This window comes from Pseudomonas sp. LBUM1659, from assembly GCF_059716045.1.
Map to the genome: position 1 here is coordinate 5,882,448 of NZ_CP166797.1, position 26,793 is coordinate 5,909,240.

The 26,793-nt window shown below is 59.8% G+C and carries 23 protein-coding genes; 10 read left to right on the forward strand and 13 right to left on the reverse strand.

The window, feature by feature from the left end; all coding sequences use genetic code 11:
* Window positions 1-150: 150 nt before the first annotated feature.
* From pqqA to ACA048_RS26930, 6 genes are all read left to right on the forward strand, one after another.
* Complete coding sequence (pqqA, locus tag ACA048_RS26905; protein ID WP_009045898.1) at window positions 151-225, forward strand: pyrroloquinoline quinone precursor peptide PqqA; 75 nt, start codon at window positions 151-153, stop codon at window positions 223-225.
* A gap of 76 nt (window positions 226-301) precedes the next feature.
* Complete coding sequence (pqqB, locus tag ACA048_RS26910) at window positions 302-1,213, forward strand: pyrroloquinoline quinone biosynthesis protein PqqB (protein ID WP_497626974.1); 912 nt, start codon at window positions 302-304, stop codon at window positions 1,211-1,213.
* A gap of 127 nt (window positions 1,214-1,340) precedes the next feature.
* A complete protein-coding gene (gene pqqC / locus ACA048_RS26915) occupies window positions 1,341-2,093 on the forward strand; it encodes a pyrroloquinoline-quinone synthase PqqC (RefSeq protein ID WP_497626975.1) in 753 nt (250 codons plus the stop codon).
* Window positions 2,090-2,365 carry a pyrroloquinoline quinone biosynthesis peptide chaperone PqqD gene (gene pqqD / locus ACA048_RS26920; protein ID WP_497626976.1) on the forward strand — a complete coding sequence of 92 codons (276 nt, stop codon included), beginning with the start codon at window positions 2,090-2,092 and terminating at the stop codon, window positions 2,363-2,365. Before pqqC ends, pqqD begins: the two co-directional genes overlap by 4 nt.
* On the forward strand, window positions 2,358-3,512 hold the full coding sequence (gene pqqE / locus ACA048_RS26925) for a pyrroloquinoline quinone biosynthesis protein PqqE (RefSeq protein WP_497626977.1): 1,155 nt from the start codon (window positions 2,358-2,360) through the stop codon (window positions 3,510-3,512). Before pqqD ends, pqqE begins: the two co-directional genes overlap by 8 nt.
* A complete protein-coding gene (locus tag ACA048_RS26930) occupies window positions 3,478-5,307 on the forward strand; it encodes a S9 family peptidase (RefSeq protein WP_497626978.1) in 1,830 nt (609 codons plus the stop codon). The genes pqqE and ACA048_RS26930 overlap by 35 nt, the downstream gene beginning before the upstream one ends.
* Before the next feature lie 113 nt (window positions 5,308-5,420).
* Here ACA048_RS26930 and ACA048_RS26935 read toward each other — a convergent pair whose 3' ends face one another.
* Together ACA048_RS26935 and ACA048_RS26940 are read right to left on the reverse strand one after the other, a co-directional pair.
* Window positions 5,421-5,579 carry a YqaE/Pmp3 family membrane protein gene (locus tag ACA048_RS26935; protein ID WP_007904205.1) on the reverse strand — a complete coding sequence of 53 codons (159 nt, stop codon included), beginning with the start codon at window positions 5,577-5,579 and terminating at the stop codon, window positions 5,421-5,423.
* Window positions 5,580-5,784: 205 nt separating this feature from the next.
* Window positions 5,785-7,020 (reverse strand): aspartate aminotransferase family protein, encoded by a 1,236-nt coding sequence (locus tag ACA048_RS26940; RefSeq protein WP_497626979.1) that lies wholly within the window; start codon window positions 7,018-7,020, stop codon window positions 5,785-5,787.
* 169 nt (window positions 7,021-7,189) lie between these two features.
* On the opposite strand from ACA048_RS26940, the gene ACA048_RS26945 reads away from it, so the two are divergent.
* Window positions 7,190-8,119 (forward strand): LysR family transcriptional regulator, encoded by a 930-nt coding sequence (locus tag ACA048_RS26945; RefSeq protein WP_497626980.1) that lies wholly within the window; start codon window positions 7,190-7,192, stop codon window positions 8,117-8,119.
* 228 nt (window positions 8,120-8,347) lie between these two features.
* On the opposite strand, the gene ACA048_RS26950 is transcribed toward ACA048_RS26945, so the two are convergent.
* The 11 genes from ACA048_RS26950 to bioB form a co-directional block, all read right to left on the reverse strand.
* Window positions 8,348-10,126: an acyl-CoA dehydrogenase C-terminal domain-containing protein gene (locus ACA048_RS26950; RefSeq protein WP_497626981.1), complete on the reverse strand. Its 1,779-nt coding sequence runs from the start codon at window positions 10,124-10,126 to the stop codon at window positions 8,348-8,350.
* A 189-nt stretch (window positions 10,127-10,315) separates the two neighbouring features.
* Window positions 10,316-12,112: an acyl-CoA dehydrogenase C-terminal domain-containing protein gene (locus tag ACA048_RS26955; protein WP_497626982.1), complete on the reverse strand. Its 1,797-nt coding sequence runs from the start codon at window positions 12,110-12,112 to the stop codon at window positions 10,316-10,318.
* Window positions 12,113-12,202: 90 nt separating this feature from the next.
* Window positions 12,203-13,492, reverse strand: a complete 1,290-nt coding sequence (locus ACA048_RS26960) for a GGDEF domain-containing protein (protein ID WP_497626983.1) — start codon at window positions 13,490-13,492, stop codon at window positions 12,203-12,205.
* Between the two features lie 147 nt (window positions 13,493-13,639).
* Window positions 13,640-15,748, reverse strand: coding sequence for a cytochrome-c peroxidase (locus ACA048_RS26965; RefSeq protein ID WP_497626984.1), 2,109 nt, complete (start codon window positions 15,746-15,748; stop codon window positions 13,640-13,642).
* Window positions 15,749-15,985: 237 nt separating this feature from the next.
* Window positions 15,986-17,791, reverse strand: coding sequence for a phenylacyl-CoA dehydrogenase (locus tag ACA048_RS26970; RefSeq protein WP_497626985.1), 1,806 nt, complete (start codon window positions 17,789-17,791; stop codon window positions 15,986-15,988).
* A gap of 276 nt (window positions 17,792-18,067) precedes the next feature.
* Complete coding sequence (locus ACA048_RS26975; RefSeq protein WP_497626986.1) at window positions 18,068-18,364, reverse strand: pyrroloquinoline quinone biosynthesis protein PqqE; 297 nt, start codon at window positions 18,362-18,364, stop codon at window positions 18,068-18,070.
* Window positions 18,365-18,471: 107 nt separating this feature from the next.
* Window positions 18,472-19,152: a dethiobiotin synthase gene (bioD, locus tag ACA048_RS26980; protein WP_497626987.1), complete on the reverse strand. Its 681-nt coding sequence runs from the start codon at window positions 19,150-19,152 to the stop codon at window positions 18,472-18,474.
* Window positions 19,149-19,961: a malonyl-ACP O-methyltransferase BioC gene (gene bioC / locus ACA048_RS26985; RefSeq protein WP_497626988.1), complete on the reverse strand. Its 813-nt coding sequence runs from the start codon at window positions 19,959-19,961 to the stop codon at window positions 19,149-19,151. Before bioC ends, bioD begins: the two co-directional genes overlap by 4 nt.
* A complete protein-coding gene (locus ACA048_RS26990) occupies window positions 19,954-20,685 on the reverse strand; it encodes an alpha/beta fold hydrolase (RefSeq protein WP_497626989.1) in 732 nt (243 codons plus the stop codon). Before ACA048_RS26990 ends, bioC begins: the two co-directional genes overlap by 8 nt.
* Window positions 20,678-21,856: an 8-amino-7-oxononanoate synthase gene (gene bioF / locus ACA048_RS26995; protein ID WP_497626990.1), complete on the reverse strand. Its 1,179-nt coding sequence runs from the start codon at window positions 21,854-21,856 to the stop codon at window positions 20,678-20,680. Before bioF ends, ACA048_RS26990 begins: the two co-directional genes overlap by 8 nt.
* Window positions 21,857-21,989: 133 nt before the next feature.
* Window positions 21,990-23,045: a biotin synthase BioB gene (gene bioB / locus ACA048_RS27000; protein WP_223521027.1), complete on the reverse strand. Its 1,056-nt coding sequence runs from the start codon at window positions 23,043-23,045 to the stop codon at window positions 21,990-21,992.
* Window positions 23,046-23,137: 92 nt separating this feature from the next.
* Here bioB and ACA048_RS27005 point away from each other — a divergent pair, with 92 nt between their 5' ends.
* The 3 genes from ACA048_RS27005 to ACA048_RS27015 all read left to right on the forward strand — a co-directional run bounded on the left by ACA048_RS27005 (window position 23,138) and on the right by ACA048_RS27015 (window position 26,785).
* Window positions 23,138-23,878 (forward strand): ComF family protein, encoded by a 741-nt coding sequence (locus tag ACA048_RS27005; protein ID WP_497626991.1) that lies wholly within the window; start codon window positions 23,138-23,140, stop codon window positions 23,876-23,878.
* Window positions 23,879-24,060: 182 nt separating this feature from the next.
* Window positions 24,061-24,825 carry a TOBE domain-containing protein gene (locus tag ACA048_RS27010; protein WP_497626992.1) on the forward strand — a complete coding sequence of 255 codons (765 nt, stop codon included), beginning with the start codon at window positions 24,061-24,063 and terminating at the stop codon, window positions 24,823-24,825.
* A gap of 58 nt (window positions 24,826-24,883) precedes the next feature.
* On the forward strand, window positions 24,884-26,785 hold the full coding sequence (locus ACA048_RS27015; RefSeq protein WP_497626993.1) for a PhoX family protein: 1,902 nt from the start codon (window positions 24,884-24,886) through the stop codon (window positions 26,783-26,785).
* Window positions 26,786-26,793 lie beyond the last annotated feature (8 nt).

Genomic DNA, 26,793 nt, shown 5'->3' on the forward strand with positions numbered 1-26,793 from the left:
ACAGGCGTTGCAATTAGCTTTCTCAAAGTTTCACGGGCAACCGCGCTGTAATTTTGAGTAACATAGCAACCTAACTATCTGAACATCTCCGGCTGGAGGTGGACTATATGTATAGATCTCAACTGTCCCATCACCTGAAGGAGCGCTCCCATGTCTTGGTCCAAACCTGCTTACACCGACCTGCGTATCGGCTTTGAAGTCACCATGTACTTCGCAAGCCGCTAATCTTTTTGTATCGCAGCGCCAACGCCTCGGCTCGCCGAGGCGTTTTTATTTTCAGTTTTCGAATGATGGAGCGGCCATGTTTGTCCAGATTCTAGGTTCCGCCGCCGGCGGCGGTTTCCCCCAATGGAACTGCAACTGCGTGAACTGCGCCGGTTATCGCGATGGCAGCCTGAACGCCAAGGCGCGGACCCAATCGTCCATCGCAATTTCCGATGACGGTGTGAGCTGGGTGCTGTGCAATGCCTCACCGGACATTCGCGCTCAACTCCAGAGCTTCGCCCCCATGCAACCGGGTCGGGCCCTGCGCGATACCGGCATCAGCGCGATCATCCTGATGGACAGCCAGATCGACCACACCACCGGCCTGCTCAGCCTGCGTGAAGGCTGCCCGCATCAAGTCTGGTGCACCGATATGGTCCATGAAGATTTGAGCACCGGTTTTCCGCTGTTCACCATGCTGACCCACTGGAACGGTGGACTGAACTGGAACCAGATCGAACTTGACCGCAGTTTCACCATTGCGGCTTGCCCGGGCCTGCGTTTCACCCCGCTGCCACTGCGCAGCGCAGCGCCGCCGTATTCACCACACCGCTTCGACCCGCATCCCGGCGATAACATCGGCCTGATCGTTGAAGACTTGAACACCGGCGGCAAGTTGTTCTATGCACCGGGGCTGGGCAAGGTCGACGCGCCTTTGCTGGAGATCATGGCGAGCAGCGATTGCTTGCTGGTGGATGGCACGATGTGGGACGACGACGAAATGCAGCGCCGTGGCGTGGGCACCCGCACCGGTCGGGAGATGGGCCACCTGGCGCAGAACGGCCCTGGCGGCATGCTTGAAGTGCTGGAGCAACTGCCGAAACAGCGCAAGGTGCTTATCCACATCAACAACACCAATCCGATTCTGGATGAGGATTCGCCGGAGCGTGCCGAGCTGGTTCGGCGAGGTGTTGAAGTGGCGTATGACGGCATGAGTATTGTGTTGTAGCCAATGGCCTCTTCGCGAGCAAGCCCGCTCCCACATTGGAATGCATTTCAATGTGGGAGCGGGCTTGCTCGCGAAGGCGTCAGACCAGACACCAAAGAATCCACCGGTTGTTTTCCGGAGAACCGCAATGACTGACACCCCGCTGTCCCCCGCCGAATTCGAGGCCGCCCTGCGTGCCAAAGGCGCCTATTACCACATCCATCACCCCTACCACGTGGCGATGTATGAAGGCCGGGCGACCCGCGAGCAGATCCAGGGCTGGGTCGCCAACCGCTTCTACTATCAGGTGAACATTCCCCTGAAAGACGCCGCGATCCTCGCCAATTGCCCGGACCGCGAGATCCGCCGCGAGTGGATACAGCGTCTGCTCGACCACGACGGCGCCCCCGGCGAAGACGGCGGCATCGAAGCCTGGCTGCGGCTGGGCCAAGCCGTCGGCCTGGACCCGGATCAAATGCGCTCGCAGGAATTGGTCCTGCCCGGCGTGCGCTTCGCTGTCGACGCCTACGTCAACTTCGCCCGCCGGGCCAGTTGGCAGGAAGCCGCCAGCAGCTCGCTGACCGAACTGTTCGCGCCGCAGATCCACCAATCGCGCCTGGACAGCTGGCCGCAGCATTACCCGTGGATCGATCCGGTCGGGTATGAGTATTTCCGCACCCGCCTGGGCCAGGCGCGCCGCGATGTGGAACACGGTCTGGCCATCACCTTGCAGCACTACACGACGCGGGAAGGCCAGGAGCGCATGCTGGAAATTCTCCAGTTCAAACTGGACATTCTTTGGAGCATGCTCGATGCCATGAGCATGGCCTACGAACTGAAACGCCCGCCGTATCACAGCGTGACCGAACAACGGGTCTGGCACAAAGGAATCACCTTATGAGTTTTGACCGCAGCAAGACCCCAATCTGGCGTACCGGATACCGCTTCCAGTACGAGCCGGCGCAGAAAGGCCATGTGCTGCTGTACCCGGAAGGCATGATCAAACTCAATGAAAGCGCCGCGCTGATTGGCGGCCTGATCGATGGCGAACGCGATGTCGCCGCGATCATTGCCGAACTGGACGCGCAGTTCCCCGGCGTGCCCGAGCTCGGTGAAGACATCGAGCAATTCATGGAGGTCGCCCGTGCTCAGCACTGGATCGAACTTGCCTGATTCTGCGTCAGACACGTTACCGCCAAAACCGGAAATCGGCCTGCCGTTGTGGTTGCTGGCCGAACTGACCTACCGCTGCCCGCTGCAATGCCCGTACTGCTCCAATCCGCTGGATTTCGCCGAGCAAGGCAAAGAGCTGAGCACAGAGCAGTGGATCAAGGTGTTTCGCGAAGCGCGGGAGATGGGCGCGGCGCAACTCGGCTTTTCCGGAGGTGAACCGTTGGTACGACAGGACCTCGGCGAGCTGATTGCCGAGGCGCGCAAGCTGGGTTTCTACACCAACCTGATCACCTCCGGCATTGGCCTGACCGAGCAGAAAATCAGCGACTTCAAGAAGGCTGGTCTGGACCACATCCAGATCAGCTTTCAGGCCAGCGATGAGCAAGTGAACAACTTGCTGGCCGGTTCGAAAAAAGCCTTCGCGCAGAAGCTGGAAATGGCCCGTGCGGTGAAGGCTCATGGTTATCCGATGGTCCTGAACTTCGTCACCCATCGGCACAATATCGACAAGATCGACCGCATCATCGAGCTGTGCATCGCCCTTGAGGCGGACTTCGTAGAACTCGCCACCTGCCAGTTCTACGGCTGGGCGCAGCTCAATCGCGTCGGTCTGTTGCCGACCAAGGAACAACTGGTCCGCGCCGAACGCATCACCAACGAATACCGCGCCAAACTGGAAGCCGAAGGGCATCCGTGCAAGCTGATTTTCGTCACGCCGGACTATTACGAAGAGCGCCCGAAAGCCTGCATGAACGGCTGGGGCAGCATCTTTCTGACGGTCACGCCGGACGGCACCGCCCTGCCCTGCCACGGCGCCCGGCAGATGCCGGTGCAGTTTCCCAACGTGCGCGACCACAGCATGCAGCACATCTGGTACGACTCGTTTGGCTTCAACCGCTTTCGCGGTTACGACTGGATGCCCGAACCGTGCCGCTCCTGTGACGAGAAAGAAAAGGACTTCGGCGGCTGCCGCTGCCAGGCGTTCATGCTCACGGGTGATGCGAGCAATGCCGACCCGGTGTGCAGCAAATCCGAACATCACGGCGTGATCCTCAAGGCCCGCGAAGAAGCCGAGCACGCGACCCAGACCATCGAACAACTGGCCTTTCGCAATGAACGAAACTCACGCCTCATCGCAAAAAGCTGAGCCCTTCAGCGCGGCTAAAGCCGTCGCGGCCGGTGTCGATTTTGCCGAGTTGCAGGTAGGCCGCAATGGCGTGTTCTGGAACGAATACCGACCTGAAGACGGCGCCTGCCGGATCTGGCATTGGCGCGATGGCCAGGCACATTGCCTGACACCTATAGGTTTCAGCGTGCGCAGTCGGGTGTACGAATACGGCGGTGGCGCGTTTTGCCTGACCGATGACGGGACAGTGTTCGTCAACGAGGCGGACCAGCAGTTGTATCGGCAATCGCTCACAGGCGAGCCTTTGTTGCTGACGTCGGGCGATTGTCGTTACGGCGATCTGCAATTCGCCAACGGCCAGGTTTTGGCGGTTGAAGAGAACCACGACCGGCATCGATTGGTGGCGATTGATGTGAAGGACGGCACGCGTCACCTGTTGGCAGAAGGTGCCGACTTCTACGCGGCGCCGACCTTGAGCCGAGACGCGCAACGCCTCGCGTGGATCGAGTGGAGCCGGCCGGATCAGCCCTGGACCGCGACGCGGCTGATGGTTGCCGAACGTCAGAGCGATGGCGGATTTGCGTCGCCCCGTTGCGTGGCGGGCGAAGGTGCTCAGGAATCACTGCAACAACCCCGATTCGATGACAGCGGTCGATTGCTTTGTCTGACGGACCGTGGCGGTTTTTGGCAGCCATGGGTGGAGTCTGCAGACGGTTTGAGCCCATTGCCCGGTGCCGCAGCGGATCATGGGCCGGCACCGTGGCAACTGGGAGGTTGCACCTGGCTGCCTTTGGGCGAAGACGATTACTTGGCCACTTGGACGGAAGAAGGTTTTGGCCGACTGGGTCTTTGCGGTGAGACCACCGAAGATTTCACCGGTGACTACAGCCGCTTCCGCAACCTGGCGCTGGATGAGCGATTCATTTACTGCATCGCCGCATCACCGGTCAGTTCGTCGGCGGTGATCGCCATCGACCGCGACAGCCGCCAGGTCAAGGTCCTGGCCGGTGGGATTGCACCGTTACCCGCCGAGCAAATCAGCGTCCCGCAAACGCTGCGTTACCCGAGCGGCTCAGGTGAAGCCCACGGTTTCTTCTATCCAGCGATGATCGGGAATGCAACGCCGCCGCTGGTGGTGTTCATCCACGGAGGTCCGACGTCGGCGTGCTACCCGATGCTCGATCCGCGCATTCAATACTGGGCGCAACGCGGTTTTGCCGTGGCCGATCTCAACTATCGAGGCAGCAGCGGTTATGGCCGGGCTTATCGCCAGGCACTGCATTTGAGTTGGGGCGTTGTGGATGTGGAAGATGCCTGCGCGGTCGTCGCACATCTGGCCGAACGAGGCGTGATCGACGGCGACAAGGCATTTATTCGCGGTGGCAGTGCAGGTGGCTACACCACCCTTTGTGCGCTGGCCTTTCACAACGTCTTCCGCGCCGGCGCCAGTTTGTACGGCGTCAGCGATCCCGTCGCACTGGGCCGCGCCACTCACAAATTCGAAGGCGATTATCTGGACTGGCTGATCGGCGATCCGGTGCTGGATGCCGAGCGCTATGCCGCGCGAACGCCACTGCTGCATGCGGGCAACATCAGCGTGCCGGTGATTTTCTTTCAAGGGGAACTGGACGCCGTGGTCGTACCGCAGCAGACCCGCGACATGGTTACCGCGCTGCAGGACAACGGTATTTTGGTTGAAGCGCATTACTACGCCGACGAACGCCATGGCTTTCGCAAGGCCGGCAATCAAGCACATGCGCTGGAGCAGGAGTGGCTGTTTTATCGGCGGGTGATGGAGCTTGGGGACAATGCCTGATTAGCGGCGCGTCCATCGCGAGCAGGCTCACTCCACAGGGATCTTTGCAACACCGTAGATCCAGTGTGGGAGCGAGCCTGCTCGCGAAAGCGATCTAACTGACGACGCTAAGCTCAGCGCTTGGCGATGATGTATACCGCATGCACGATCCCCGGAATATAACCGCACAACGTCAGCAGAATATTCAGCCAGAACGCCCCGGCGAAACCGACTTGCAGAAACACACCCAATGGCGGCAACAGAATGGCGATGATGATTCGAATAAAGTCCATGGGGGCAGCTCCTGATGGGAAGTGGCTCGTGTGAGCCCTACAGTTAATCGACCAGTGCCGTTCGTCAGGGTTCAGTCCCTTCCCCCCTTCAGCCAAAACTTCGCTGTGCTTTGCACACAAAAAAACGCCCCACGCGAAGAATCAAACGTGGGGCGATGCGTTATTACCGCGAGACGGTTCTGGAATGTGTGAGGGAAAGGTCCGGTCAGACCGCAATCCCTTTGCGGCACTGCAATTGCGCGGTGCGCACACGGGAGAAGGCGCGGGTCAGGCGCAGAAGCATTTCGTCGATGTTGGCGTTGCTGACCGTCAGTGCGGGGGTGAAGCGCAGGCAGTCGGGTTGCGGGGCGCTGAGCAACAGACCTTCGTACAGCGCGGCACTGACTACGGCGTCGGCTGAATCGTCCGACAGCGTCAGCCCCCAGAACAGACCTTGCCCACGCAATTCGCCGTGGCCATGACGATGAGCCAGGCGTCCGAGGCCTTCACGCAGGTGTTGACCGGTTTCCCTGACATGCTCGAGAAAACCCTTGTCCTGCACGCTGTCGAATACCGCCAGCCCGGCCGCCGTCATCAAGGCATTGCCATGATGGGTGCCACTTAGATCGCCGATCTCAAAACAGCAGGCCTTGCCTCTCGCCAGCAACGCAGCCAGCGGCACGCCACCGCCCAGCCCTTCGCCGAGGACGACGATATCTGCCCGAACGCCGTAGGACTGTTCAGCGAGCAACGTGCCGCAACGACCGATACCGGTTTGCACTTCGTCGATAATCAGCAGAATCCCCAGCTCACGACACAGGCGTTCCACACCCTTGAGGTAATGCTCCGCGGCCGGGATCACTCCCGCTGCGTTCTGGATCGGTTCAAGCATGATTGCTACGGTCCGGGCGTCGACCGCTGCGTGCATTGCCGCAAGATCATTGAAGGGAACGAGGTGCAAATCCGCCATCGCCCCAAAACTACGACCATGGTGGCCTTCGTTGGTAACGACAATGCGCGAAGCTCCACCGCGATAGCGCTGACCCCACTTACACACCAGTTTGATCGCCGCTTCACACGCTTCGCGACCACTGTTGAGCAGGTACGCCTGATCACTGCCAGTGTCGGTGCAGAGGCGCCCGGCAAGGTTGAGCATGCCGCGATTATGCACAGCAAAACCAGGGTTGATCAGTGATTGAGCCTGTTGCGAAATCGCCTGGCCCAATACCGAGGGACTGTGCCCCAGGCTGTTGGCCCCGCCACCTTGGGTGAAATCCAGGTAAGCGCGGTCATCGCTGTCCCACAACCAGGAGCCTTGGCCACGCACGAAAATCTGTTTCGGCCGCTCGACGCTGGGCATCAGGTACTCGCTGGAAAGGTTGTCGCGGTGGGACGGCTGGAAATTGTCCACGGCAAGGTCATCAAGACTTGGCGGAGTACGCCGCAAATTGAACAGATTCATCCGAAAAAACCTAGAGTGAGGTTTTTTGCCTTACCTATGTAAACACCTTCGGCACAAACGATATTCATCGCGTTCTATGGCCCTGTAAGCCTTGTGAATGCGGTTAGACTAGGCCCTTACCCGGCCTCGAGCTATTTCGATTTCCCAGCATTTTCGATAAGCATCCCTTATGGATTTCAAGCAACTGCGTTATTTCGTCGCGGTCTACGAAGAAGGCCACGTCGGCCGGGCTGCCGAGCGGCTTTCAATCTCCCAGCCGGCGCTGTCCCAGCAGATCCGCCACCTCGAACAGAACCTCGATGTGGGTCTTTTTGAACGCAGCAGCAAACGCCTGCTGCCCACTCTGGCTGCTCACACCTTGTACAACCACGCAGTGCCACTGCTCGACGGCATGCAGCGGGCGCGCGAAGCATTGGGCAATTTCAAGGGACAGGCGCTGCGCACATTGGCCATCGGTGTATTGCAAACCGTGCACACCAGCCTGGTGCCGCAGATGCTTGAGCGGGTACGCAAGGCTCAACCGCATCTGGTGGTGCAAATCTACGAACTGACCGGGCTGGAAATCGAGCGACGACTGCTTAACGGCTCGCTGGACATCGGCATCAGCTACCTGCCGCCGCGTCAGCCAGGGTTGCATGGCGTGATGCTGTACGAAGATGAACTGACCCTGGTCATCCCCGCCGATCACCCGTTGCGTGAATTCAAGAAAGTCTCCATGAGTCAGGCCGCCGAGTTGCCGATGCTGTTGCTGGGAGAAGAGTTCCAGGTCCGTCAGATCTGGCAGACGCAGCTGGCCAGCCTCGGCAGGCGCCCGCAGGTGCAGGCGGAGTTGAACAACATGGCGGGGATTCTCGACAGCCTGCCACATACCCGACTGGCGACTGTATTGCCCGGACGCTCGCAAAAGGCGCTCGGCAACAACGAACTGCTGTGGAAACCGCTGACCGAGCCGCGAGTGCCGCTGAAAGTCGGATTGGTCTGCCGGGATGTCCAGCGGCAACAGACCTCGATGGCCTTGCTGCGCACGCTGCTGGAGGACGTGATGAACGGGCCCGATGACCGTTTGAACAGCTCGAAAACCCTTGATGGGCTGAGCTAGAAACTTTTCTGCGGGCAAAAGAAAACCCCGCCGAAGCGGGGCTTTGCAGACTGTTTCCCTGACATCCATTTCACTCCGCCGTCCTGGCAGAATCCTACGTGTCCGTGTTGTTGCTTTGCGCTTCCTGCGCGACGTCCATGTGAAGAAGATTAACTGTGGATCCAATCTTCGCCTATGGGAGAACAGCAGCACGTCATGTAAGAGATTGCTTACATGACGTCGTATTGGTCAGAACTGTGCAGCATCCAGCAGGAACAGCGATTCGCTACCGGCTTTCACCGATGCGCTCAACGAGTGAATGCGTGGCAACAGACGGGCGAAATAGAAACGCGCCGTGCCCAACTTGCTCGCATAGAAATCGTCCTGCGCTTCCTTGCCGAAAGCAGCCTTGGCCATCAGTGCCCACATGTAGGCGTAGGCGACATAACCGAAGGCTTGCAGGTACTCGACCGAAGCAGCGCCGATTTCATTCGGGTTGTTTTTCGCGCGATCCAGCACCCAGGCAGTCAGTTCGTCGAGGGTGGTCACGGCATCGTTCAGCGGCTTGGTGAACTCCGCCAGATCGGCGCTGGCCGTTGCGGTGAAGTGACGGATCTCGTCAGCGAACAGGTTGTAGAACGCCCCGCCGGTGCCAACGATCTTGCGCCCGACCAGGTCCAGCGCCTGAATGCCGTTGGTGCCTTCGTAGATCTGGGTGATACGCACGTCGCGCACCAGTTGCTCCTGGCCCCACTCACGGATGTAACCGTGGCCGCCGAACACTTGCTGGCCATGTACGGTTGTTTCCAGACCCAGGTCGGTCAGGAACGCCTTGGCCACCGGGGTCAACAAGGCCACCAGATCTTCAGCGCGCTTGCGGGTGGTCGCGTCTTCGCTGAACTTGGCGGTATCCAGTTGCATCGCCACGTAAGTGGAAAACGCACGGCCGCCTTCGTTCGAGGCTTTCATGGTTAACAGCATGCGACGCACGTCCGGGTGGACGATGATCGGGTCAGCAACCTTGTCTTTGTTTTGAGCGCCAGTCGGCGAACGGCTTTGCAGACGGTCGCGAGCGTACTCAACGGCGTTCTGATAAGAGCGCTCGCCAGTGGCCAGGCCCTGGATACCGACGCCCAGACGCTCGTAGTTCATCATGGTGAACATCGCCGCCAGGCCTTTGTTCGGCTCGCCGACCAGGTAACCGACGGCTTCGTCGAAGTTCATCACACAGGTCGCGGATGCCTGGATGCCCATCTTGTGTTCGATCGAACCGCAGTTCGCCGGGTTGCGGGCGCCAAGGCTGCCGTCGGCATTAACCATGAACTTCGGCACCAGGAACAGCGAAATTCCTTTCGGACCGGCCGGCGCATCCGGCAGTTTGGCCAGCACCAGGTGGATGATGTTCTCGGTCAGGTCGTGCTCGCCACCAGTGATGAAGATCTTGGTGCCACTGACTTTGTAGGAACCGTCGGCCTGAGGTTCGGCCTTTGTGCGAATGATCCCCAGATCAGTACCAGCGTGCGGCTCAGTCAGGCACATGGAACCGGCCCAGACGCCGGCGTACATGTTCGGCAGGTAAGCGGCTTTCAGCTCTTCGCTGGCGTGGGCGTTGATCGACAGGCAGGCACCGGCCGTCAGCATCGGGTACAGACCAAACGACAGGCTGGCGGAGTTGACCATTTCTTCGACTTGAGCCGAAACAGCCTTGGGCATGCCCATGCCGCCGTAGGTCGGATCACCACCGACGCCAACCCAGCCGCCTTCAGCATAAGTCTGATAAGCCTGTGGGAAACCTGTCGGAGTGGTGACGGCTCCGTCTACCCAATGGCAACCTTCTTCGTCAGCCGCACGGCTCAATGGCGCGATGCTTTTGCTGGTGACCTTGCCGGCTTCTTCAAGAATGGCTTCGACGGTTTCCGCATCGACGGTCTCAGCCAGCGCAGGCAGCTCGGCCCAGAGTTTGGCAACCTCGAAAACTTCATTGAGAACGAAGCGCATATCGCGCAGGGGCGCTTTGTAGTCAGCCATGGCAAACCTCACAAGATCTAAACAGGTGATTCGTAGGAGTGGTGCTTTCGTTGGGTCCGAGTGTAACCCAACAACTTTTACGACACATAGGGTCAGCCCATGACCATTTTGTAATGTTTAGTCACCGACTGTTCAGTCATTAAAAAACCCGCAATTACGCGGGTTCTCCTTTGTGACGGATTTTAAAGACTAAAGCGCAAACATCTCTGCCGGCAGCTTCATCAGACAATCACTTCCCGCCTCGATGGCCGCCCGATGAGCGGCAGTGCGTGGCAGCAAACGCTTGAAGTAAAACTCGTTGGTCGCGAGCTTGCCCTGGCAATAATCGGCATCAGCGCTACCCGCATCGAGTTGCGCCTGAGCCACCAGCGCCATGCGCAGCCACAGATAGCCGAGGATGATGTAACCGCTGTACATCAGGTAATCCACCGATGCAGCGCCGACTTCGTCGGCATTCTTCATCGCAGCCATGCCGACTTTGGTGGTCACCTCGCCCCACTGCTGATTCAGTGCGTTGAGCTGCGCCACATAGCTGGCAAGTTGCGGATGCTCGGCGTTCGCCGCGCAGAACTTATGCACGATTTTGGTGAAGCCGCGCAGCAGCTTGCCCTGACTGCCGAGCACTTTGCGCCCGAGCAAGTCCAGTGCCTGAATGCCGTTGGTGCCTTCGTAGATCGGCGCAATCCGGCAATCGCGAACCAACTGCTCCATGCCCCACTCACGAATGAAACCGTGCCCGCCAAACACCTGCATGCCGTGATTGGTCACTTCCAGCCCGGTGTCGGTCATGAAGGCTTTGCAGATGGGCGTCAGGAAGGCCAGCAGGTCTTCGGCGTCCTGACGTGCGGTTGCATCCGGACTCAGATGCGCCACGTCCAGCAGTTGCGCAGTGAAATAGGTCAGTGCGCGGTTGCCTTCGTTGAAGGCTTTCATGGTCAACAACATCCGGCGCACGTCAGGATGAACGATGATCGGATCGGCGGCTTTCTCCGGCGCTTTCGGGCCGGTCAGCGAGCGCATTTGCAGGCGGTCATTGGCGTATTTGATTGCGCCCTGAAAGCTTGCCTCTCCCAGACACAAACCCTGCATCCCGGTGCCGAGGCGCGCGTGGTTCATCATGGTGAACATGCAGTTCAGGCCTTTGTTCAGTTCGCCGATCAAGAAACCTTTGGCACCATCGAAGTTCAGTACGCAGGTCGCCGAAGCCTTGATGCCCATTTTATGTTCGATCGACCCGCAGGAAACGCCGTTGCGCTCGCCCGCCTCGCCCTCGGCATCGGGCAAGAACTTGGGCACGATAAACAGCGAAATGCCCTTGGTGCCGGCCGGTGCATCCGGCAGTTTCGCCAGCACCAAATGAATGATGTTGTCACTCATGTCGTGCTCGCCGGCCGAGATAAAAATCTTGCTGCCGGAGATCGCGTAGCTGCCATCGGCTGAAGGCACGGCGCGAGTTTTGATCATGCCCAGGTCGGTGCCGCAATGGGCCTCGGTCAAGCACATGGTGCCGGTCCATTGGCCCGCAGTGAGTTTTCTCAGATAGGTGTTTTTCTGTTCTTCGGTGCCGTGAGCGTGGATCGCCGACATCGCGCCGTGGGTCAGGCCCGGATACATGCCCCAGGACGTGTTGCTGGAACCGACCATCTCGCCGATGACCAGCCCCAGCGAACTCGGCAAACCCTGACCGCCGTACGCCGGATCCGCCGCCAGACCATGCCAGCCGCCCTCGACGTATTGTGCGAAAGCCTGCTTGAAACCTGTAGGCGTTGTCACCACGCCATTGTCGAAATGGCAGCCCTCTTCGTCACCGCTGCGATTCAGCGGGGCCAGAACGTTCTCACAGAATTTCGCGCCTTCTTCGAGGATCGCGTTCACCATGTCCGGGCTGGCGTCGGTGGCGCCCAGCGCAGCGTAGCTGCTGTGGAAATCGAAGACGTGGTCGATCAGAAAGCGCATGTCGCGCAGGGGAGCTTTGTACTCAGGCATGGTCGTTTCTCCATCAGCAGATGCTTCAAACCTACTGTCGCGCGCCACGCCTAACAATCACAGTCCAGACGCTGAATGCGTCATCATCACTCAACCCGCAGCGGCGTCCATGCGCACCGCGCCACGGCGCGTCTGACCAAACGCCACCACGCAGTTTCGCCCGGCGCCTTTGGCGTTGTAGAGCGCTTCGTCCGCAGACTTGAGGACCTTTTCGGGGGTCCGCTGCTCCAGGCGTTCGGCGACACCGATGCTGACCGTAACCGACACACTGGATGCGCCCGTGCCCGAGCGACGCTGGCGACCTTGCTGATCATCCTGAGGCCGGCTGTCCTGATTGCGCAGCTGAATATTGTAGGTGGCGATGGATTCGCGGATGACTTCCAGATGCGGCATGCATTCTTCAAGCGTCTTGCCCGCGAACACCAGCGCAAATTCCTCACCGCCGTAGCGATACGCCCTACCGCCTCCGCCAATTTTCGACAGCTTGCTGGCGACCAGTCGCAGCACCTGGTCACCGACATCGTGACCGTGGGTGTCGTTGAATTTCTTGAAGTGATCGACGTCGCTCATGGCCAGCACGTAATTGCGCCCCAACCGCTGCATCCGTTCGTTCAAGGCGCGACGACCCGGCAGGCCGGTGAGTTCGTCGCGGAAGGCCATTTGATAGGCCTCGTGGGCGACCGCCGCGGCAATCATCAACATCACCTGACTGCACATGATGTTGAGAGTAAACGGAAGAATGAAGGTTTTCGGCAGCGCCCAGAACAACCCGAGCAAACCGACCAACTGAGCCGCATGCAGCGGTCGTGGGTTGCGCCAGTATTGCCAACACAGCAACAGGAACGAAGCGATGAACACCGGATAAGACAGCTGAATCAGGCTCATCCAGGCGCCATGCAGCGCCGGCCAGCGGATCTCCGACAACCACACCAACAAGGCCTGCGGGTAACTTTGCTCCAGCGCCAGCGCCACACTGCCAACGGCCAGCAACACAGCGAAGCGCGCCACCATGTCCTGAAACAGATGTGTGCGTTCCTGCCAGGCGGCGAACACGCCAAACATCAGCGGCAGCAACAGGCAACACAAATGGAAGACCACGGCGGCGTCATCACGGACTTTGCCGTTGTCGCGGTAATAGTCGGTCTGGGTGTCGAGCAAAAAATAGGCGATGTACACCGTGACCATCAGAAACAGCTCACGTTGACGTCGGTACACCGCGCAGTAAGCACCGCCGAGCAACAGCACCAGTGTTGGCAGTACGTTGAACAGCGAGGTGAAGAAAACGTTCAGCTCCTTGATGTAGGCAGCCGCAAGCCCCGCAAGCAAGAGCAGTAACGACGGTAGGAAATGGCTGAAACGCACAGCGGAAGAACGCGGCAAGGGTAAAGCTCCGTCCGTCATGACAAATAGATGGCATTGTGCCCACCTACTGTAACGGCAGAAACGTCGACTTACTGAGCGAAATGTCAGGTTTTTTTAGCGTGTGCGTGACGGGCTGCAAACCAGGCAGCCAGCCACGCTCAGCTATCAGAGGTCGTTGTAGAACGGCAGCAGCGGGCCCTCTTCAACTTTGCGGCCTTCAGCGCCATAGGGTTTGAGGCTGATCAACGCGTCCGCCGCTTGTCGGGTGGTGACTTTGGGACTGACCGGCTTCAAGGTCACCGCGTTTTCGTCACCCACGTGGCCTTGGGGAATGACCAGCGACGGATGATCGAACGGGGCTTGCTCCCAAGCGACGCGCGGATCGGTCAAGCTGACCTCCATGAACTTGACCAACGCATCCACTTCGTCCGGTGTGAGGTTCAGCGGTGTCATGTCCGGATCAAGGTTCGAGGTGTTGTGCTGGTTCGCACTCGGATGCTCGAACCCGCTGGTGTTGTTCGCCTCCGAGCCGCGCCGGTCGCCGCCACGGTTGTAGAACTCGACCACTTGCTTGAGCGTCGAGCGGCTGCCGTTGTGGAAATACGGCCCGGTCAGCGCGATGTTGCGCAGCGTCGGGGTTTTGAACGCGCCGTCGACCGCATCATGGAAGCCCACATTGGGTTTGAGCGTCGAGTCGCAGGGCAGTCCCGCACTCAGTAACGCTTCGAAGGTGCACACATCCACGTCCAGCGGATCTGGCACATTGATGCCCTGCAGTTGGGTGTTGTATTCGCGAGTGAACGACAGCGGGTTGCCCCATGCGTCGGATCCGCCGAGCGCCAGGTCCTCCGACGTCGGGCGCACACCGGTGTTGTAGAAGCCGTTGTCGTAAAGCGCGGTGAGGTTGTCAGCCATCAGCATCCGTTCGATGCGCTCACGGGGATGGAACAGCAAGCGGCTGCCGGCGTTAGTCAATTCCGCGCCGCCGTGGCAATTGACGCACTTGCCCTTGCCGAGGAACAGATTCATGCCCTGGACTTGCTGGGCGCTCATCGCCTGCTGATTGCCTTGCAGGTAGGCGTCAAGCGGTGCCTGGTCCGAGACCAGCGTGGCTTCGTAGAGCTGAATCGCCAGCCCGAAGAACAACGGGAAGTTGGCCTCCATCTGAGTGTACGGCGCGCCACCGAGCGAAACCTGTTGTGTGGCGTTCCACAGCCGAGGCTGGAAAGCGGCCTTGATCAGTTCACGGTAGGTCGGACGGCGCGCACCGGACACCGAGGCCAACACCGAATCGGTGGATGAAATCCGCTGCTGCTTGAGCATCAGCGTGTCGAGCATGCGCCGCCCGATGTCGGCGAAGGTGCGCCCGCCGCAGGACATTTCCACTGGGCTGCCGGGCGGTCCCACGGCCTGCGAGGCGGCAGAAGCATCGTTGAGTGCCAGCCGAACCTTAGTGGCCACCCCACTGCGATCGCTGGTGACGAAAATCCCGGCATCGGGATCGCGATTGCCGAACGGCGAGAAGCCGTTGAACACATTATTGGCCCGGCCATCCCAGAAGTTGCGCACGTTGAAAACGGCGTTGATCACCGTCGGTGCATTGCGTCCGGTACTGCGACGGACGTTGATGCCGCCGACCTGGAAAATCCCGTCCGGCTGCTGCGTGCACTTGTCGAAACGCGGTTGATTCGGCTTCACGAAATTAGCGTCATACACACCTTGCGAGCCGACCACATCGTCGGTCGAGTAGAGGATGGGCGAGTTGCGATCGCGCGGATCTGCCAGCACATGGGTCGGGAAGTCGGTTTTTTTCAGCGTGTAGTTCGGACCGCCCTTGCCCGCGGACAGGGTCGCGTAAGACGCCACGTCGCCGGGGATGTCCGACGCTACGAAGGGTTTGTTGAAGATCGATGCGACGTTTGTATGGGTGCTCGCCTGGCCGGGATTGATCTGGTTCGTGATTCGATGGTCCACGCCTGCGTGAAAGTGGCACGACGCGCACGCGGTGGAACCATCGCTGCCGATCTCCATGTCCCAGAAAAGCGCTTTACCCAACAGCACCGCCGCACTGCGGTTGAGCACGTAATCCGTCATCAGATCGACTTTGCGTCCGCCTTCGGTGCCCGAGGGATCGGGCGGCAGGATGCCGTGCAGCGATTGCAGGGAAGGCACCTCGGGGACGGGAGGATCGACTTCTGTCGCGGTTGCCGCGAATGCGCTCTGGACAGGTAAAGCGAGCATGCAGGCCAAACGGATTATTCGAAGGATCTTCATGCGCTTCACCCTGACGACACCGGCGATTCATAGGCAGTTGTCAGTGGTTTTGCAATTAATCTGCCAAGCCATTAAAGCCCCATTGTGTGCGACGAAGACCCCTTCAGCCTCGCCACTGCGCGGGGTGTCAGGCCCGTTATTGCTGGGGAAGAGGCCCCAGAAACGGGGTCGGATGCAAGGCAAAAAAAAGCCGCTGTTCCCGAAGGAACAGCGGCTTTTGAAGAACCGCGTTACGGCTTAGTAGCCCAGTGCGAAGTCTTCTTCTTTCATGTCCATCAGGTTGTTGGCGCCCGACAGCATGGTTGCAACGTGAGTGCGGGTACGCGGCAGGATGCGCTGGAAGTAGAAGCGCGCAGTCTGCAGCTTGGCGGTGTAGAACGCCTCTTCGGAAGTGCCGGCAGCCAGTTTTTCGGCAGCCAGACGCGCCATGTCAGCCCAGAAGTAGGCCAGGCAGGCGTAACCGGAGTACATCAGGTAGTCCACGGAGGCCGCGCCGACTTCTTCGCGATCCTTCATGGCTGCCATACCGACCTTCATGGTCAGCTCGCCCCATTCTTTGTTCAGTGCAGCCAACGGCGCGACGAACTCTTGAACGGCTTCGTTGCCTTCGTTGGTCTGGCAGAATTTGTGGACGATCTTGGTGAAGCCTTTCAAGGCTTCGCCTTGAGTCATCAGCACTTTACGACCCAGCAGGTCGAGCGCCTGAATACCGGTGGTGCCTTCGTACAGCATCGAAATGCGGCTGTCGCGAACGTTCTGCTCCATGCCCCATTCGGCGATAAAGCCGTGGCCGCCGTAGATTTGCACACCGTGGTTGGCGGATTCAAAACCGACTTCAGTCATGAAGGCTTTGGCGATTGGAGTCATGAAGGCCAGCAGTGCGTCGGCTTTCTTCTTCTCTTCTTCATCCACGCCGTACTTGACGATGTCGACTTGCTTGGCAGTGAAGTAAACCATCGCGCGGTTGCCTTCGGCGAATGCCTTCATGGTCAACAGCATGCGACGTACGTCTGGGTGAACGATGATCGGGTCAGCGGCTTTTTCCGGCGCTTTCGGGCCAGTCAGCGAACGCATTTGCAGGCGATCACGAGCGTATTTCAGACCGCCCTGGAAGCCGATCTCGGCATGAGCCAGACCTTGCAGCGCAGTGCCCAGGCGAGCGGTGTTCATAAAGGTGAACATGCAGTTCAGGCCTTTGTTCGCCGCGCCAATCAGGAAACCGGTGGCGGCGTCGAAGTTCATCACGCAAGTGGCGTTACCGTGGATGCCCATCTTGTGTTCCAGGGAACCACAGCTCACCGCGTTGCGAGCGCCGATCGAACCGTCCGCATTCGGCATGAATTTCGGCACGATGAACAGCGAAATGCCTTTGGTGCCAGCCGGTGCATCCGGCAGGCGGGCCAGTACGATGTGGACGATGTTGTCGGCCATGTCGTGTTCGCCGGCCGAGATGAAGATCTTGGTGCCGGAGACTTTGTAGGAACCGTCAGCCTGAGGTTCGGCCTTGGTGCGCAACATGCCAAGGTCGGTGCCGCAGTGTGGTTCGGTCAGGCACATGGTGCCGGTCCACTCACCGGAAACCAGTTTGGTCAGGTAAGCCTCTTGCTGCTCGGGCGTACCGTGCTCGGAAATGGTGTTCATCGCGCCATGGGACAGGCCTGGGTACATGCCCCACGACCAGTTGGCTTCGCCAACCATTTCACTGACAGCCAGACCCAGGGACTCCGGCAGGCCTTGGCCACCGTGCTCTACGTCGTGAGCCAGGCTTGGCCAGCCGCCTTCAACGAATTGCTTGTAGGCTTCTTTGAAACCAGTCGGGGTTTTAACGCCGGACTCGCTCCAGGTGCAGCCTTCGGTGTCACCTACGCGGTTCAGCGGGGCCAGTACCTGCTCACAAAACTTGGCGCCTTCCTCGAGAATGGCGTCAACCATGTCTGGAGTTGCGTCCGCGCAAGCCGGAAGGCTCTGATAGTGCGCTTCGTAGCCGAGCAGTTCGTCACGAACGAAGCGAATATCACGCAAGGGGGCCTTGTAGTCAGGCATAGCGAAAAACCTCTGCTGATGTAACCGGGAATGAACGACCGCGTTGATTTGTCGTGGCGGTCAAACAGTTGTTTGAAACATACGTTTACGCCCAAATCTTGTCAAGCATCGATCTTTAGCCGTTTGTCATCACATCGTTGATCTGTTGGACACGCAGCAGCGCACCACTGCTGAACAAGCCTGGCGCTGTTTAGAAAAGATTAGTTGAGGGAGAAGGACTTACGCAGAAAAACGCTGCGAACAGCGCGCGGCGCCGAGGGACAATTCAGCGAGGAATCAAGCGAATGTATCGATCAACGTACCGAGCATTTCATCCGAAGCCTTGGCCACTTTGGCACCCGCTTCAACCTGAAATTTACCCTGGGCCATGTCGATTACATTGCTGGCCAGGTCGGATTGCTGACTGCGATCAACCGAACGCAGACGATCCACCTGAGCCTCGGAAGACTGGCTGGTTACTGAACGCTCGATGGTGATGTTGGCGATCTGCCCGGACGCTTGATCAACGCGGTTCTGCCCTGTCTGAATAGTGCTCAGACCAGCATAAAAAGCGGTGTTTCCTGAGATTTCCATGGGGAGACGTCGTCCTGCAAGGGATCAATAGCGGCCATTGAATCAGACATGATGGCAAAATGCCCGACAAAAACACTAATGGCACAGTCCTTTGCCATAGCTAAAACCTAGTCCAGCAAATCCAGCTGCAAATGCTCCGCCACGGATTCTGCCGTGACCGATTTGAGTTTCGGTACTCGCCCGAGGCAAGGCGCGGGGATACGTTCGGCGAGAGTCGCTAGGTTCTCTTCCAGACGCGAAGTCTTGGAATCAATAATATTGGCCACCCAGCCCGCCAACTGCAATCCATCCCGGGCAATCGCCTCTGCCGTCAGCAGCGCATGATTGATGCAGCCCAACCGCACACCGACCACCAGAATCACGGGCAAATCCAGCGCTATCGCCAGGTCAGACAGATTGGCTTGATCTGCCAATGGCACGCGCCAGCCGCCCGCCCCTTCGATCAAAGTGAAATCCGCCTGCAAATCGAGAATCTCGCGCATGGGCGTTAACAGCGAGTGCACAGTCAATGCCACCCCGGCCTCCCGCGCGGCCAGGTGCGGAGCGATGGCCGGCTCGAACGCGACCGGGTTGACCTGGGCATACGTCAGCGGCAAAGAGCACTCGGCCAACAACGCCAGCGCATCGGCGTTACGCAATCCCTTGGGCGTCACGTCGCAGCCAGAGGCCACCGGTTTTCCCGCCGCCGTGCTCAAGCCCGCCGACCGCGCGGCATGCAACAAACCGGCGGCAACGGTGGTCTTGCCGACGTCAGTGTCAGTACCGGTGATGAAATAGGCTGCGCTCATATAGGTTTCTCCAACACGGCGTAAACCACTTGGTAAGTCGCTGGCAATCCTTGGGCCTGACGAAATTGCTCATAGGCCTCGATCAAGCCAAGGATCCGCGCCCGCCCCGTCAAACCACCCGGTCGTCCAGGGTTCAAGTTGTGCGCACCCAATGCCTTGAGTTCATGAGTCAGGCTACGCACATCCGGGTAATGCAACACGTGAGGACGCGTTTGCAAGCTGACCGTTTTCAAGCCACTGGTCGCACACAGTTGTTGATAAACACCCAACTCGCGGAAGCGGTTGACGTGCACCATGCCATCCACCTGACGCCAACTGTCACGCAGCTCAAATAACGTCCCTACACAGAGACTAGCAAACGCGAAAATTCCGCCCGGCTTCAGCACCCGATACGCTTCACTGAGCACCGCTTCAAAATCCGCACACCATTGCACGGCAAGGCTGGAGAAGATCAAATCGCAGGTCGAGTCCTGCAGCGGCAACCGCTCCGCATCGCCCGCGATGAAATGGGTGGCACCACCCAATGGGCGAGCGTGATTGAGCATGCCTTCGGCGATGTCGAGGGCGACACCGTGACCGGTCGGAAACCGCTCACCCAACGCTCGGCTGAAATACCCGGTGCCGCAGCCCAGGTCCAGCCAGCGACTCGGGACAAAATCATCCGGTAAACGACTCAACAACTGGCTGCCAACATCACGCTGCAACTCGGCCACGCTGTCGTAACTCGCCGCCGCGCGAGAAAAGGAGGCTGCCACCTGGCGCTTGTCGGGCAAACCGCCGGACAGGTTGGGAAGGGATAAATCAGTCATCACCGGACTCGTGCAAAAAGGCCTGAATCGCCCCCGCCACACCGTGGGGGTCTTCCAGAAGAAACGCGTGACTGGCCTGTTCAATCAGACCAATTTCGACATCCGGCAGCAACACCAGCAGGTCCCCCGCCGCTTCGGCCGGGACCAGGCCGTCGAGGCCGGCGAACAAATGCAGTTGCGGACCGCGGAACGCCTGCAACGCTTGGCGAGTGTCCAGTTGTGCAAGCACTTCCAGACCACTCATCAACACCGATGCAGAAGTCTGGGGTGCACCGCCGAGCAACAGCCGCGACAACCCGCGAGGGTCTTGCGCGCCTTGGGCACACAGCAACGAAAACCGTTTCAACGTCATGCGCGGATCTGCCTTGCAGCCGGCCAGAAACGCATCGAACGTCTCGGCGGGCATCGCGTTCGGCCATTGCTCATGAGCGACAAAAGCGGCACTACTGGCCAGGGTCAGCAAGCCGCAGCAACGATCACCCCGACGCGCCGCCAATTCGGCCGCCAGCATGCCGCCCAAGGACCAGCCACCGAGCCAAGCGTCCTGCGGCACTGTCGAATCAAGTTCATCGAGCCATTCTTGAAGATCGCTCGATTCCAGTTCCGGCAACGGCTCGATCTCGACTCGCAGGTGCTCATCCAGCCCCTGCAAGGCCGCCGCCAAAGGTTCCAGCGGCGAAATCCCGAGGCCCCAACCGGGTAACAGAATCAGTCGGTCACGCATGGTTTGGCTCCGACTTCAATTGTGCGAAACAATCGGCCAGTCCATTTAACAACAGTTGCACCTGTGCCTCGCTGTGAGCGGCGGTCAAGGTCACCCGCAAACGGGCGCTGCCGGCCGGCACGGTCGGCGGACGGATCGCAGTCACCATCAGCCCACGCTCGCGCAGCATCTGCGACAGCCGAACCGCAAGCCCGGCATCGCCGATCATGATCGGCTGAATCGGCGTGAAGCTGTCCATCAGTTCCAGACCGATTTGCTCGGCGCCCTGGCGGAATTGGCGGATCAACGTCTTCAGATGCTCACGTCGCCAGTGTTCAGTGCGCAGCAGTTCGAGGCTTTTCAGCGTCGCACAAGCCAGCGCCGGTGGCTGGCTGGTGGTGTAAATGTAGGGACGGGCGAACTGGATCAGGCTTTCGATCAACTCTTCGCTGCCCGCGACAAAGGCCCCGGCGGTACCGAAAGCCTTGCCCAGCGTGCCGACCAAAACCGGCACGTCTTCCTGGCTCAGGCCGAAATGCTCGACGATCCCGCCGCCATTGGCGCCCAGCGGGCCAAACCCGTGAGCGTCATCGACCATCAGCCACGCGCCTTTGGCCTTTGCTTCGCGCGCCAGCGCCGGCAGGTCGGCAATGTCACCGTCCATGCTGAACACGCCGTCGGTGACCACGAGCGTATTACCGGTGGCTTTCTCCAGGCGCTTGGCCAGACTGACCGCGTCGTTGTGCAGGTACCGATTGAAGCGTGCGCCGGACAGCAAACCGGCATCGAGTAGCGAGGCGTGATTGAGCCGGTCCTCCAGCACCGTATCGCCCTGCCCGACCAGCGCCGTGACCGCGCCGAGATTGGCCATATAACCGGTGGTGAACAACAACGCACGCGGGCGGCAGGTCAGATCAGCCAAGGCTTCTTCCAGCGCGTGATGGGGCGTGCTGTGACCGATGACCAAGTGCGACGCCCCGCCACCCACGCCCCAACGAGCAGCGCCAGCGCGCCAGGCTTCGATCACTTGCGGGTGATTGGCCAGGCCCAGGTAATCGTTGTTACAGAACGCCAGCAACGGCTGGCCATCGACCACCACTTCCGGGCCTTGAGGGCTGTCGAGCAGCGGGCGCTGGCGGTAGAGGTTTTCGGCACGACGGGCAGCAAGGCGTGCGGCGAGATCGAAAGACATGCAGGCCTCGCGAGTGGGAATGGGGTACCGCCCCTGCAGGAGCAAAGCTTGCTCGCGATAGGATCGCCGCAGTCATCAGACAGACCGAGGTGTTTCCATCGCGGGCAAGCCTTGCTCCTACAAGACAGAGGACTTAAACAGCAGCGTTGTAGAACTGCTCGCTGCTCTTCTGCTCAACCAGTGCCTGCTCAATGGCGGCCTGATGCACCTCATCCGCGTGCTCTTCGCGCGCTTCCGGCAGAATCCCCAGGCGCGAGAACAGTTGCATGTCCTTGTCGGCCTGCGGGTTGGCAGTGGTCAGCAGTTTTTCGCCGTAGAAAATCGAGTTGGCGCCGGCGAAGAATGCCAAAGCCTGCATCTGCTCGTTCATCGCTTCGCGGCCAGCGGACAGGCGCACGTGGGATTTCGGCATCAGGATGCGGGCAACGGCGAGCATGCGGATGAAGTCGAACGGATCGATCTCTTCGGCATTTTCCAGCGGCGTACCGGCGACTTTCACCAGCATGTTGATCGGCACCGATTCCGGGTGCTCCGGCAGGTTGGCCAACTGGATCAGCAGGTTGGCGCGGTCATCGAGGGACTCGCCCATGCCGAGAATACCGCCCGAGCAGATCTTCATCCCCGAATCACGCACGTACGCCAGGGTTTGCAGGCGCTCGCTGTAGGTGCGGGTGGTGATGATGCTGCCGTAGAACTCCGGCGAGGTGTCGAGGTTGTGGTTGTAGTAGTCGAGACCGGCCTGAGCCAGCGCTTCGGTCTGGTCCTGGTCCAGACGGCCCAGGGTCATGCAGGTTTCCAGGCCCATGGCTTTTACGCCTTTGACCATTTCCAGCACGTACGGCATGTCTTTGGCCGACGGGTGTTTCCACGCCGCGCCCATGCAGAAACGGGTCGAACCGATGGCCTTGGCGCGAGCGGCCTCTTCGAGGACCTTCTGCACTTCCATCAGCTTTTCTTTTTCCAGGCCGGTGTTGTAGTGACCGGACTGTGGGCAATATTTGCAATCTTCCGGGCAGGCGCCGGTTTTGATCGAGAGCAGCGTGGAAACCTGGACGCGGTTGGCGTCGAAATGCGCGCGATGCACCGTCTGTGCCTGGAACAACAGGTCGTTGAATGGCTGAACGAAGAGTGCTTTGACTTCGGCCAAAGACCAGTCATGACGCAGGGTTGCAGAGGTGCTGGCGCTCATGGGCGTTTCCTTTGTTTTATGCTTGGCAAGCGACTGGGGGATGCAATACCCACAGACGCGACACGGATGTTCGGCATATTTAAGGAAGACTCATGCGCTGTCAACCACGTTACGAAGGACCGGTTTACATCTGGTTAAAAAACAAACAATGCTGTTTGCTCTGTGCTGAACCGACCGATGAACACATCCCTATTTGCATGGCCTGCGAAACGGAACTGCCCTGGCTTGGAGATCACTGCCAAACCTGCGCACTGCCCTTACCGGGCGCCGGGCTGACCTGCGGCCCGTGCCTGAATCAACCGCCCGCCTTCGAACGAGTCGCCACACCGTGGACTTACAGCTTCCCGGTGGACACCCTGATCACACGTTTCAAGCACTCTGCAAAGTGGCCGTTTGGCCGCCTGCTCGCCGAACTTCTTGCGCAATACCTGCAACATCGCTTCGACGAAGACCTGAATCGTCCCGACGCGCTCGTTCCGGTGCCGCTGGCCTCTAAACGTCTGCGCCAACGGGGTTTCAATCAAGCCGCCATGCTTGCTCGCTGGCTCGGCGCCTATCTGGACATGCCTTGCGAAGAAACGCTGCTGTTGAGGACTCAAGACACCAGCGCGCAGCAGGATTTGAATGCCGAGGCCCGCAAAAAGAACCTGCGCAACGCCTTTACCCTGGCGCCCGGCGCACGCATCAAGGGCCGTCATTTGGCGCTGGTGGACGACGTGCTGACCACCGGAGCCACGGCGCAAGCCCTCGCTCGCCTGTTAATGGACGCGGGCGCTGCGCGGGTTGACGTCTACTGCCTGGCCCGCACACCCAAACCGGGCGACGTCACCTGACTGAATGCTTTCCAGTGTGGGAGTGAGCCTGCTCGCGATAGCAGTGTGTCAGGCGACATCAATGGTGAATGTCAGACCGCCATCGCGAGCAGGCTCACTCCTACAGGGATTGCGGCCTGACTTGACTCCCGCAGCCCAAGCGGCCAACGTCTTCTCCATTGTCTCAGCCCAAAGCGCCTGCCATGTCCTTGCCTACGTTGTTGTCCCAGCACATTGTCCGTCGTCCGCAGCGCATTGCGTTGCTGCAACACATCGCCGAACAAGGCTCGATCACCCGTGCCGCGAAAAGTGCGGGCCTGAGCTACAAGGCGGCGTGGGATGCTATTGACGAGCTGAACAACCTGGCGCAGAAGCCGCTGGTGGAGCGCAGCGTCGGCGGCAAGGGCGGCGGTGGCGCCAAACTCTCCAGCGAAGGCCTGCGCGTATTGCGCCTTTATCAAAAGCTGCAAGTTTTGCAGGCCCAAGTGCTGGAAGCTGCCGAAGATGCCAGCGATCTGGACCTGCTCGGCCGCCTGATGCTCCGGACCAGCGCGCGCAATCAACTGCACGGCACAGTCGTAGGGATCGAAGCTCAGGGGCGCAACGACCGGATCCGTCTTGAACTGGCCGAAGGCTTGACCATCGATGCGCAGATCACCCACGACAGCACCCTGCGCCTGGAGCTGGAAACTGGCACCGGAGTGGTGGCGTTGATCAAGGCCGGTTGGCTTGAATTGTTGGGCATCGATCAACAAGCAACACCCGGCAACAACTTCTTGAAAGGCATTATCGAAGCCATTCTCGACGCCGAAGACAGCCCCAGCGAAGTACGCATCGGCTTGCCCAATGGTCAGACACTCTGCGCGTTGGCCGAGCCGCTGCATTTGCGAACGCTGGGGCTTGCCGCTGCCAAACCGGTGCTGGTGCAGTTCGCGCCATCCAACGTGTTGCTCGGTACACCGCTCTGAAACAAAAGCTTCATCAAGGCTCTTTAAGGTGGCTGCAAAAACCCGCAGGGAGCCTGATGTGAGCCTATTAGAAGAAAACCAGTCCACCGACCTCGAAAAGATGGTCGGCCTCAGCCGTCGCGGCTTCATCAGCGCCGGTGCCCTCTGCGGTGCCGCCATGTTCCTCGGTGGCAACCTGCTGAGCCGCAGCGTGCTGGCCGCGAGTGTCAGCGCCGGCACCAGCAAGCTGTTGGGTTTTGACAGTATCCCCGCAGCCACCAGCGACGCCATCAGCCTGCCAGCAGGTTACAAATCCTCGGTATTGATCAGCTGGGGCCAGCCCTTGCACAACAACGGTCCGGCGTTCGACCCCAGCGGCAACGGCACGGCCGAGCAACAGGAAGTCCAGTTCGGCGACAACAATGACGGCATGAGCCTGTTCGAGTTCCCCGGTGAAAAAGACCGGGCGCTGATGGCGATCAACAACGAATACACCAACTATCGCTACCTCTACCCGCATGGCGGCATGCCGCAGTCCGCCGAAGAAGTGCGCAAGGCGCTGGCCTGTGAGGGCGTGACGGTGATCGAAGTGCAGCGCAAGAACGGCCATTGGCAATTCGTCCAGGGCTCGCGCTACAACCGGCGTATTCACGGCAACGCACCGATCAGCCTGAGCGGCCCGGCCGCCGGCCATGAACTGCTGAAAACCAGCGCCGACCTGCACGGCAAGAATGTCCTCGGCACCTTCCAGAACTGCGCCAACGGCAAGACGCCGTGGGGCACGTATTTGACGTGCGAAGAGAACTTCACCGACTGCTTCGGCAGCAGCAACGCCGAGCAGAAATTCGACGCCGCGCAGAAACGCTACGGCGCGGTAGCGACCAGTAAAGAGATCAACTGGCATCAGCACGATGAGCGATTCGACCTGGCGAAGAATCCCAACGAACTCAACCGTCACGGCTGGGTGGTAGAAATCGACCCGTTCGATCCGCAATCGACCCCGGTCAAGCGCACAGCCCTGGGCCGCTTCAAGCATGAAAACGCCGCACTGGCCGAAACCCATGACGGCCACGCCGTGGTGTACATGGGCGACGACGAACGCGGCGAGTTCATCTACAAATTCGTCAGCCGCGACAAAATCAACCATAAAAACCCCAAGGCCAACCGCGACCTGTTGGATCACGGCACCTTGTACGTGGCGCGCTTCGACGCCGGCGACGGCAATGCCGACCACCCGAAAGGCCAAGGCGAGTGGGTCGAACTGACGCACGGCAAAAACGGCATCGACGCCAGCAGCGGCTTTGCCGATCAGGCCGAAGTGCTGATCCACGCGCGCCTCGCCGCCAGCGTGGTGAAAGCCACGCGCATGGATCGCCCGGAATGGATCGTGGTCAGCCCCAAGGATGGCCAGGTTTATTGCACCCTGACCAACAACGCCAAGCGCGGCGAAGAGGGCCAACCGGTGGGCGGGCCAAACCCACGCGAGAAAAACGTCTACGGGCAGATTCTGCGCTGGCGCACCGACCGCGATGATCACGCCTCGAAAAGCTTTGCCTGGGACCTGTTTGTGGTCGCCGGCAACCCGGGGGTCCACGCCGACACGCCAAAGGGTGGTTCGTCGAACATCACACCGCAGAACATGTTCAACAGCCCGGATGGCTTGGGCTTCGACAAGGCCGGGCGGTTGTGGATTCTCACTGATGGTGATTCGAGCAATGCCGGTGATTTTGCCGGCATGGGCAATAACCAGATGCTGTGTGCCGACCCGGTGACCGGGGAGATCCGCCGCTTCATGGTCGGGCCAATTGGCTGCGAAGTCACCGGGATCAGCTTTTCGCCGGATCAGAAGACGCTGTTTGTCGGGATTCAGCATCCGGGAGAAAACGGTGGGTCGACGTTCCCTGAGCACTTACCGAACGGGAAGCCGCGGTCCTCGGTGATGGCGATTTCCCGTGAAGATGGCGGGATCGTCGGCGCCTGATAAGGCCC

What these genes read in the sequence shown, in the direction of transcription:
- pqqB (WP_497626974.1), top strand. Translation starts at nt 302, where the DNA reads ATGTTTGTCCAGATTCTAGGTTCCGCCGCCGGCGGCGGTTTCCCCCAA.
- pqqC (WP_497626975.1), top strand. Translation starts at nt 1,341, where the DNA reads ATGACTGACACCCCGCTGTCCCCCGCCGAATTCGAGGCCGCCCTGCGT.
- pqqD (WP_497626976.1), top strand. Translation starts at nt 2,090, where the DNA reads ATGAGTTTTGACCGCAGCAAGACCCCAATCTGGCGTACCGGATACCGC.
- ACA048_RS26930 (WP_497626978.1), top strand. Translation starts at nt 3,478, where the DNA reads ATGAACGAAACTCACGCCTCATCGCAAAAAGCTGAGCCCTTCAGCGCG.
- ACA048_RS26935 (WP_007904205.1), bottom strand. Translation starts at nt 5,579, where the DNA reads ATGGACTTTATTCGAATCATCATCGCCATTCTGTTGCCGCCATTGGGT.
- ACA048_RS26940 (WP_497626979.1), bottom strand. Translation starts at nt 7,020, where the DNA reads ATGAATCTGTTCAATTTGCGGCGTACTCCGCCAAGTCTTGATGACCTT.
- ACA048_RS26945 (WP_497626980.1), top strand. Translation starts at nt 7,190, where the DNA reads ATGGATTTCAAGCAACTGCGTTATTTCGTCGCGGTCTACGAAGAAGGC.
- ACA048_RS26950 (WP_497626981.1), bottom strand. Translation starts at nt 10,126, where the DNA reads ATGGCTGACTACAAAGCGCCCCTGCGCGATATGCGCTTCGTTCTCAAT.
- ACA048_RS26955 (WP_497626982.1), bottom strand. Translation starts at nt 12,112, where the DNA reads ATGCCTGAGTACAAAGCTCCCCTGCGCGACATGCGCTTTCTGATCGAC.
- ACA048_RS26965 (WP_497626984.1), bottom strand. Translation starts at nt 15,748, where the DNA reads ATGAAGATCCTTCGAATAATCCGTTTGGCCTGCATGCTCGCTTTACCT.
- ACA048_RS26970 (WP_497626985.1), bottom strand. Translation starts at nt 17,791, where the DNA reads ATGCCTGACTACAAGGCCCCCTTGCGTGATATTCGCTTCGTTCGTGAC.
- ACA048_RS26975 (WP_497626986.1), bottom strand. Translation starts at nt 18,364, where the DNA reads ATGGAAATCTCAGGAAACACCGCTTTTTATGCTGGTCTGAGCACTATT.
- bioD (WP_497626987.1), bottom strand. Translation starts at nt 19,152, where the DNA reads ATGAGCGCAGCCTATTTCATCACCGGTACTGACACTGACGTCGGCAAG.
- bioC (WP_497626988.1), bottom strand. Translation starts at nt 19,961, where the DNA reads ATGACTGATTTATCCCTTCCCAACCTGTCCGGCGGTTTGCCCGACAAG.
- ACA048_RS26990 (WP_497626989.1), bottom strand. Translation starts at nt 20,685, where the DNA reads ATGCGTGACCGACTGATTCTGTTACCCGGTTGGGGCCTCGGGATTTCG.
- bioF (WP_497626990.1), bottom strand. Translation starts at nt 21,856, where the DNA reads ATGTCTTTCGATCTCGCCGCACGCCTTGCTGCCCGTCGTGCCGAAAAC.
- bioB (WP_223521027.1), bottom strand. Translation starts at nt 23,045, where the DNA reads ATGAGCGCCAGCACCTCTGCAACCCTGCGTCATGACTGGTCTTTGGCC.
- ACA048_RS27005 (WP_497626991.1), top strand. Translation starts at nt 23,138, where the DNA reads ATGCGCTGTCAACCACGTTACGAAGGACCGGTTTACATCTGGTTAAAA.
- ACA048_RS27010 (WP_497626992.1), top strand. Translation starts at nt 24,061, where the DNA reads ATGTCCTTGCCTACGTTGTTGTCCCAGCACATTGTCCGTCGTCCGCAG.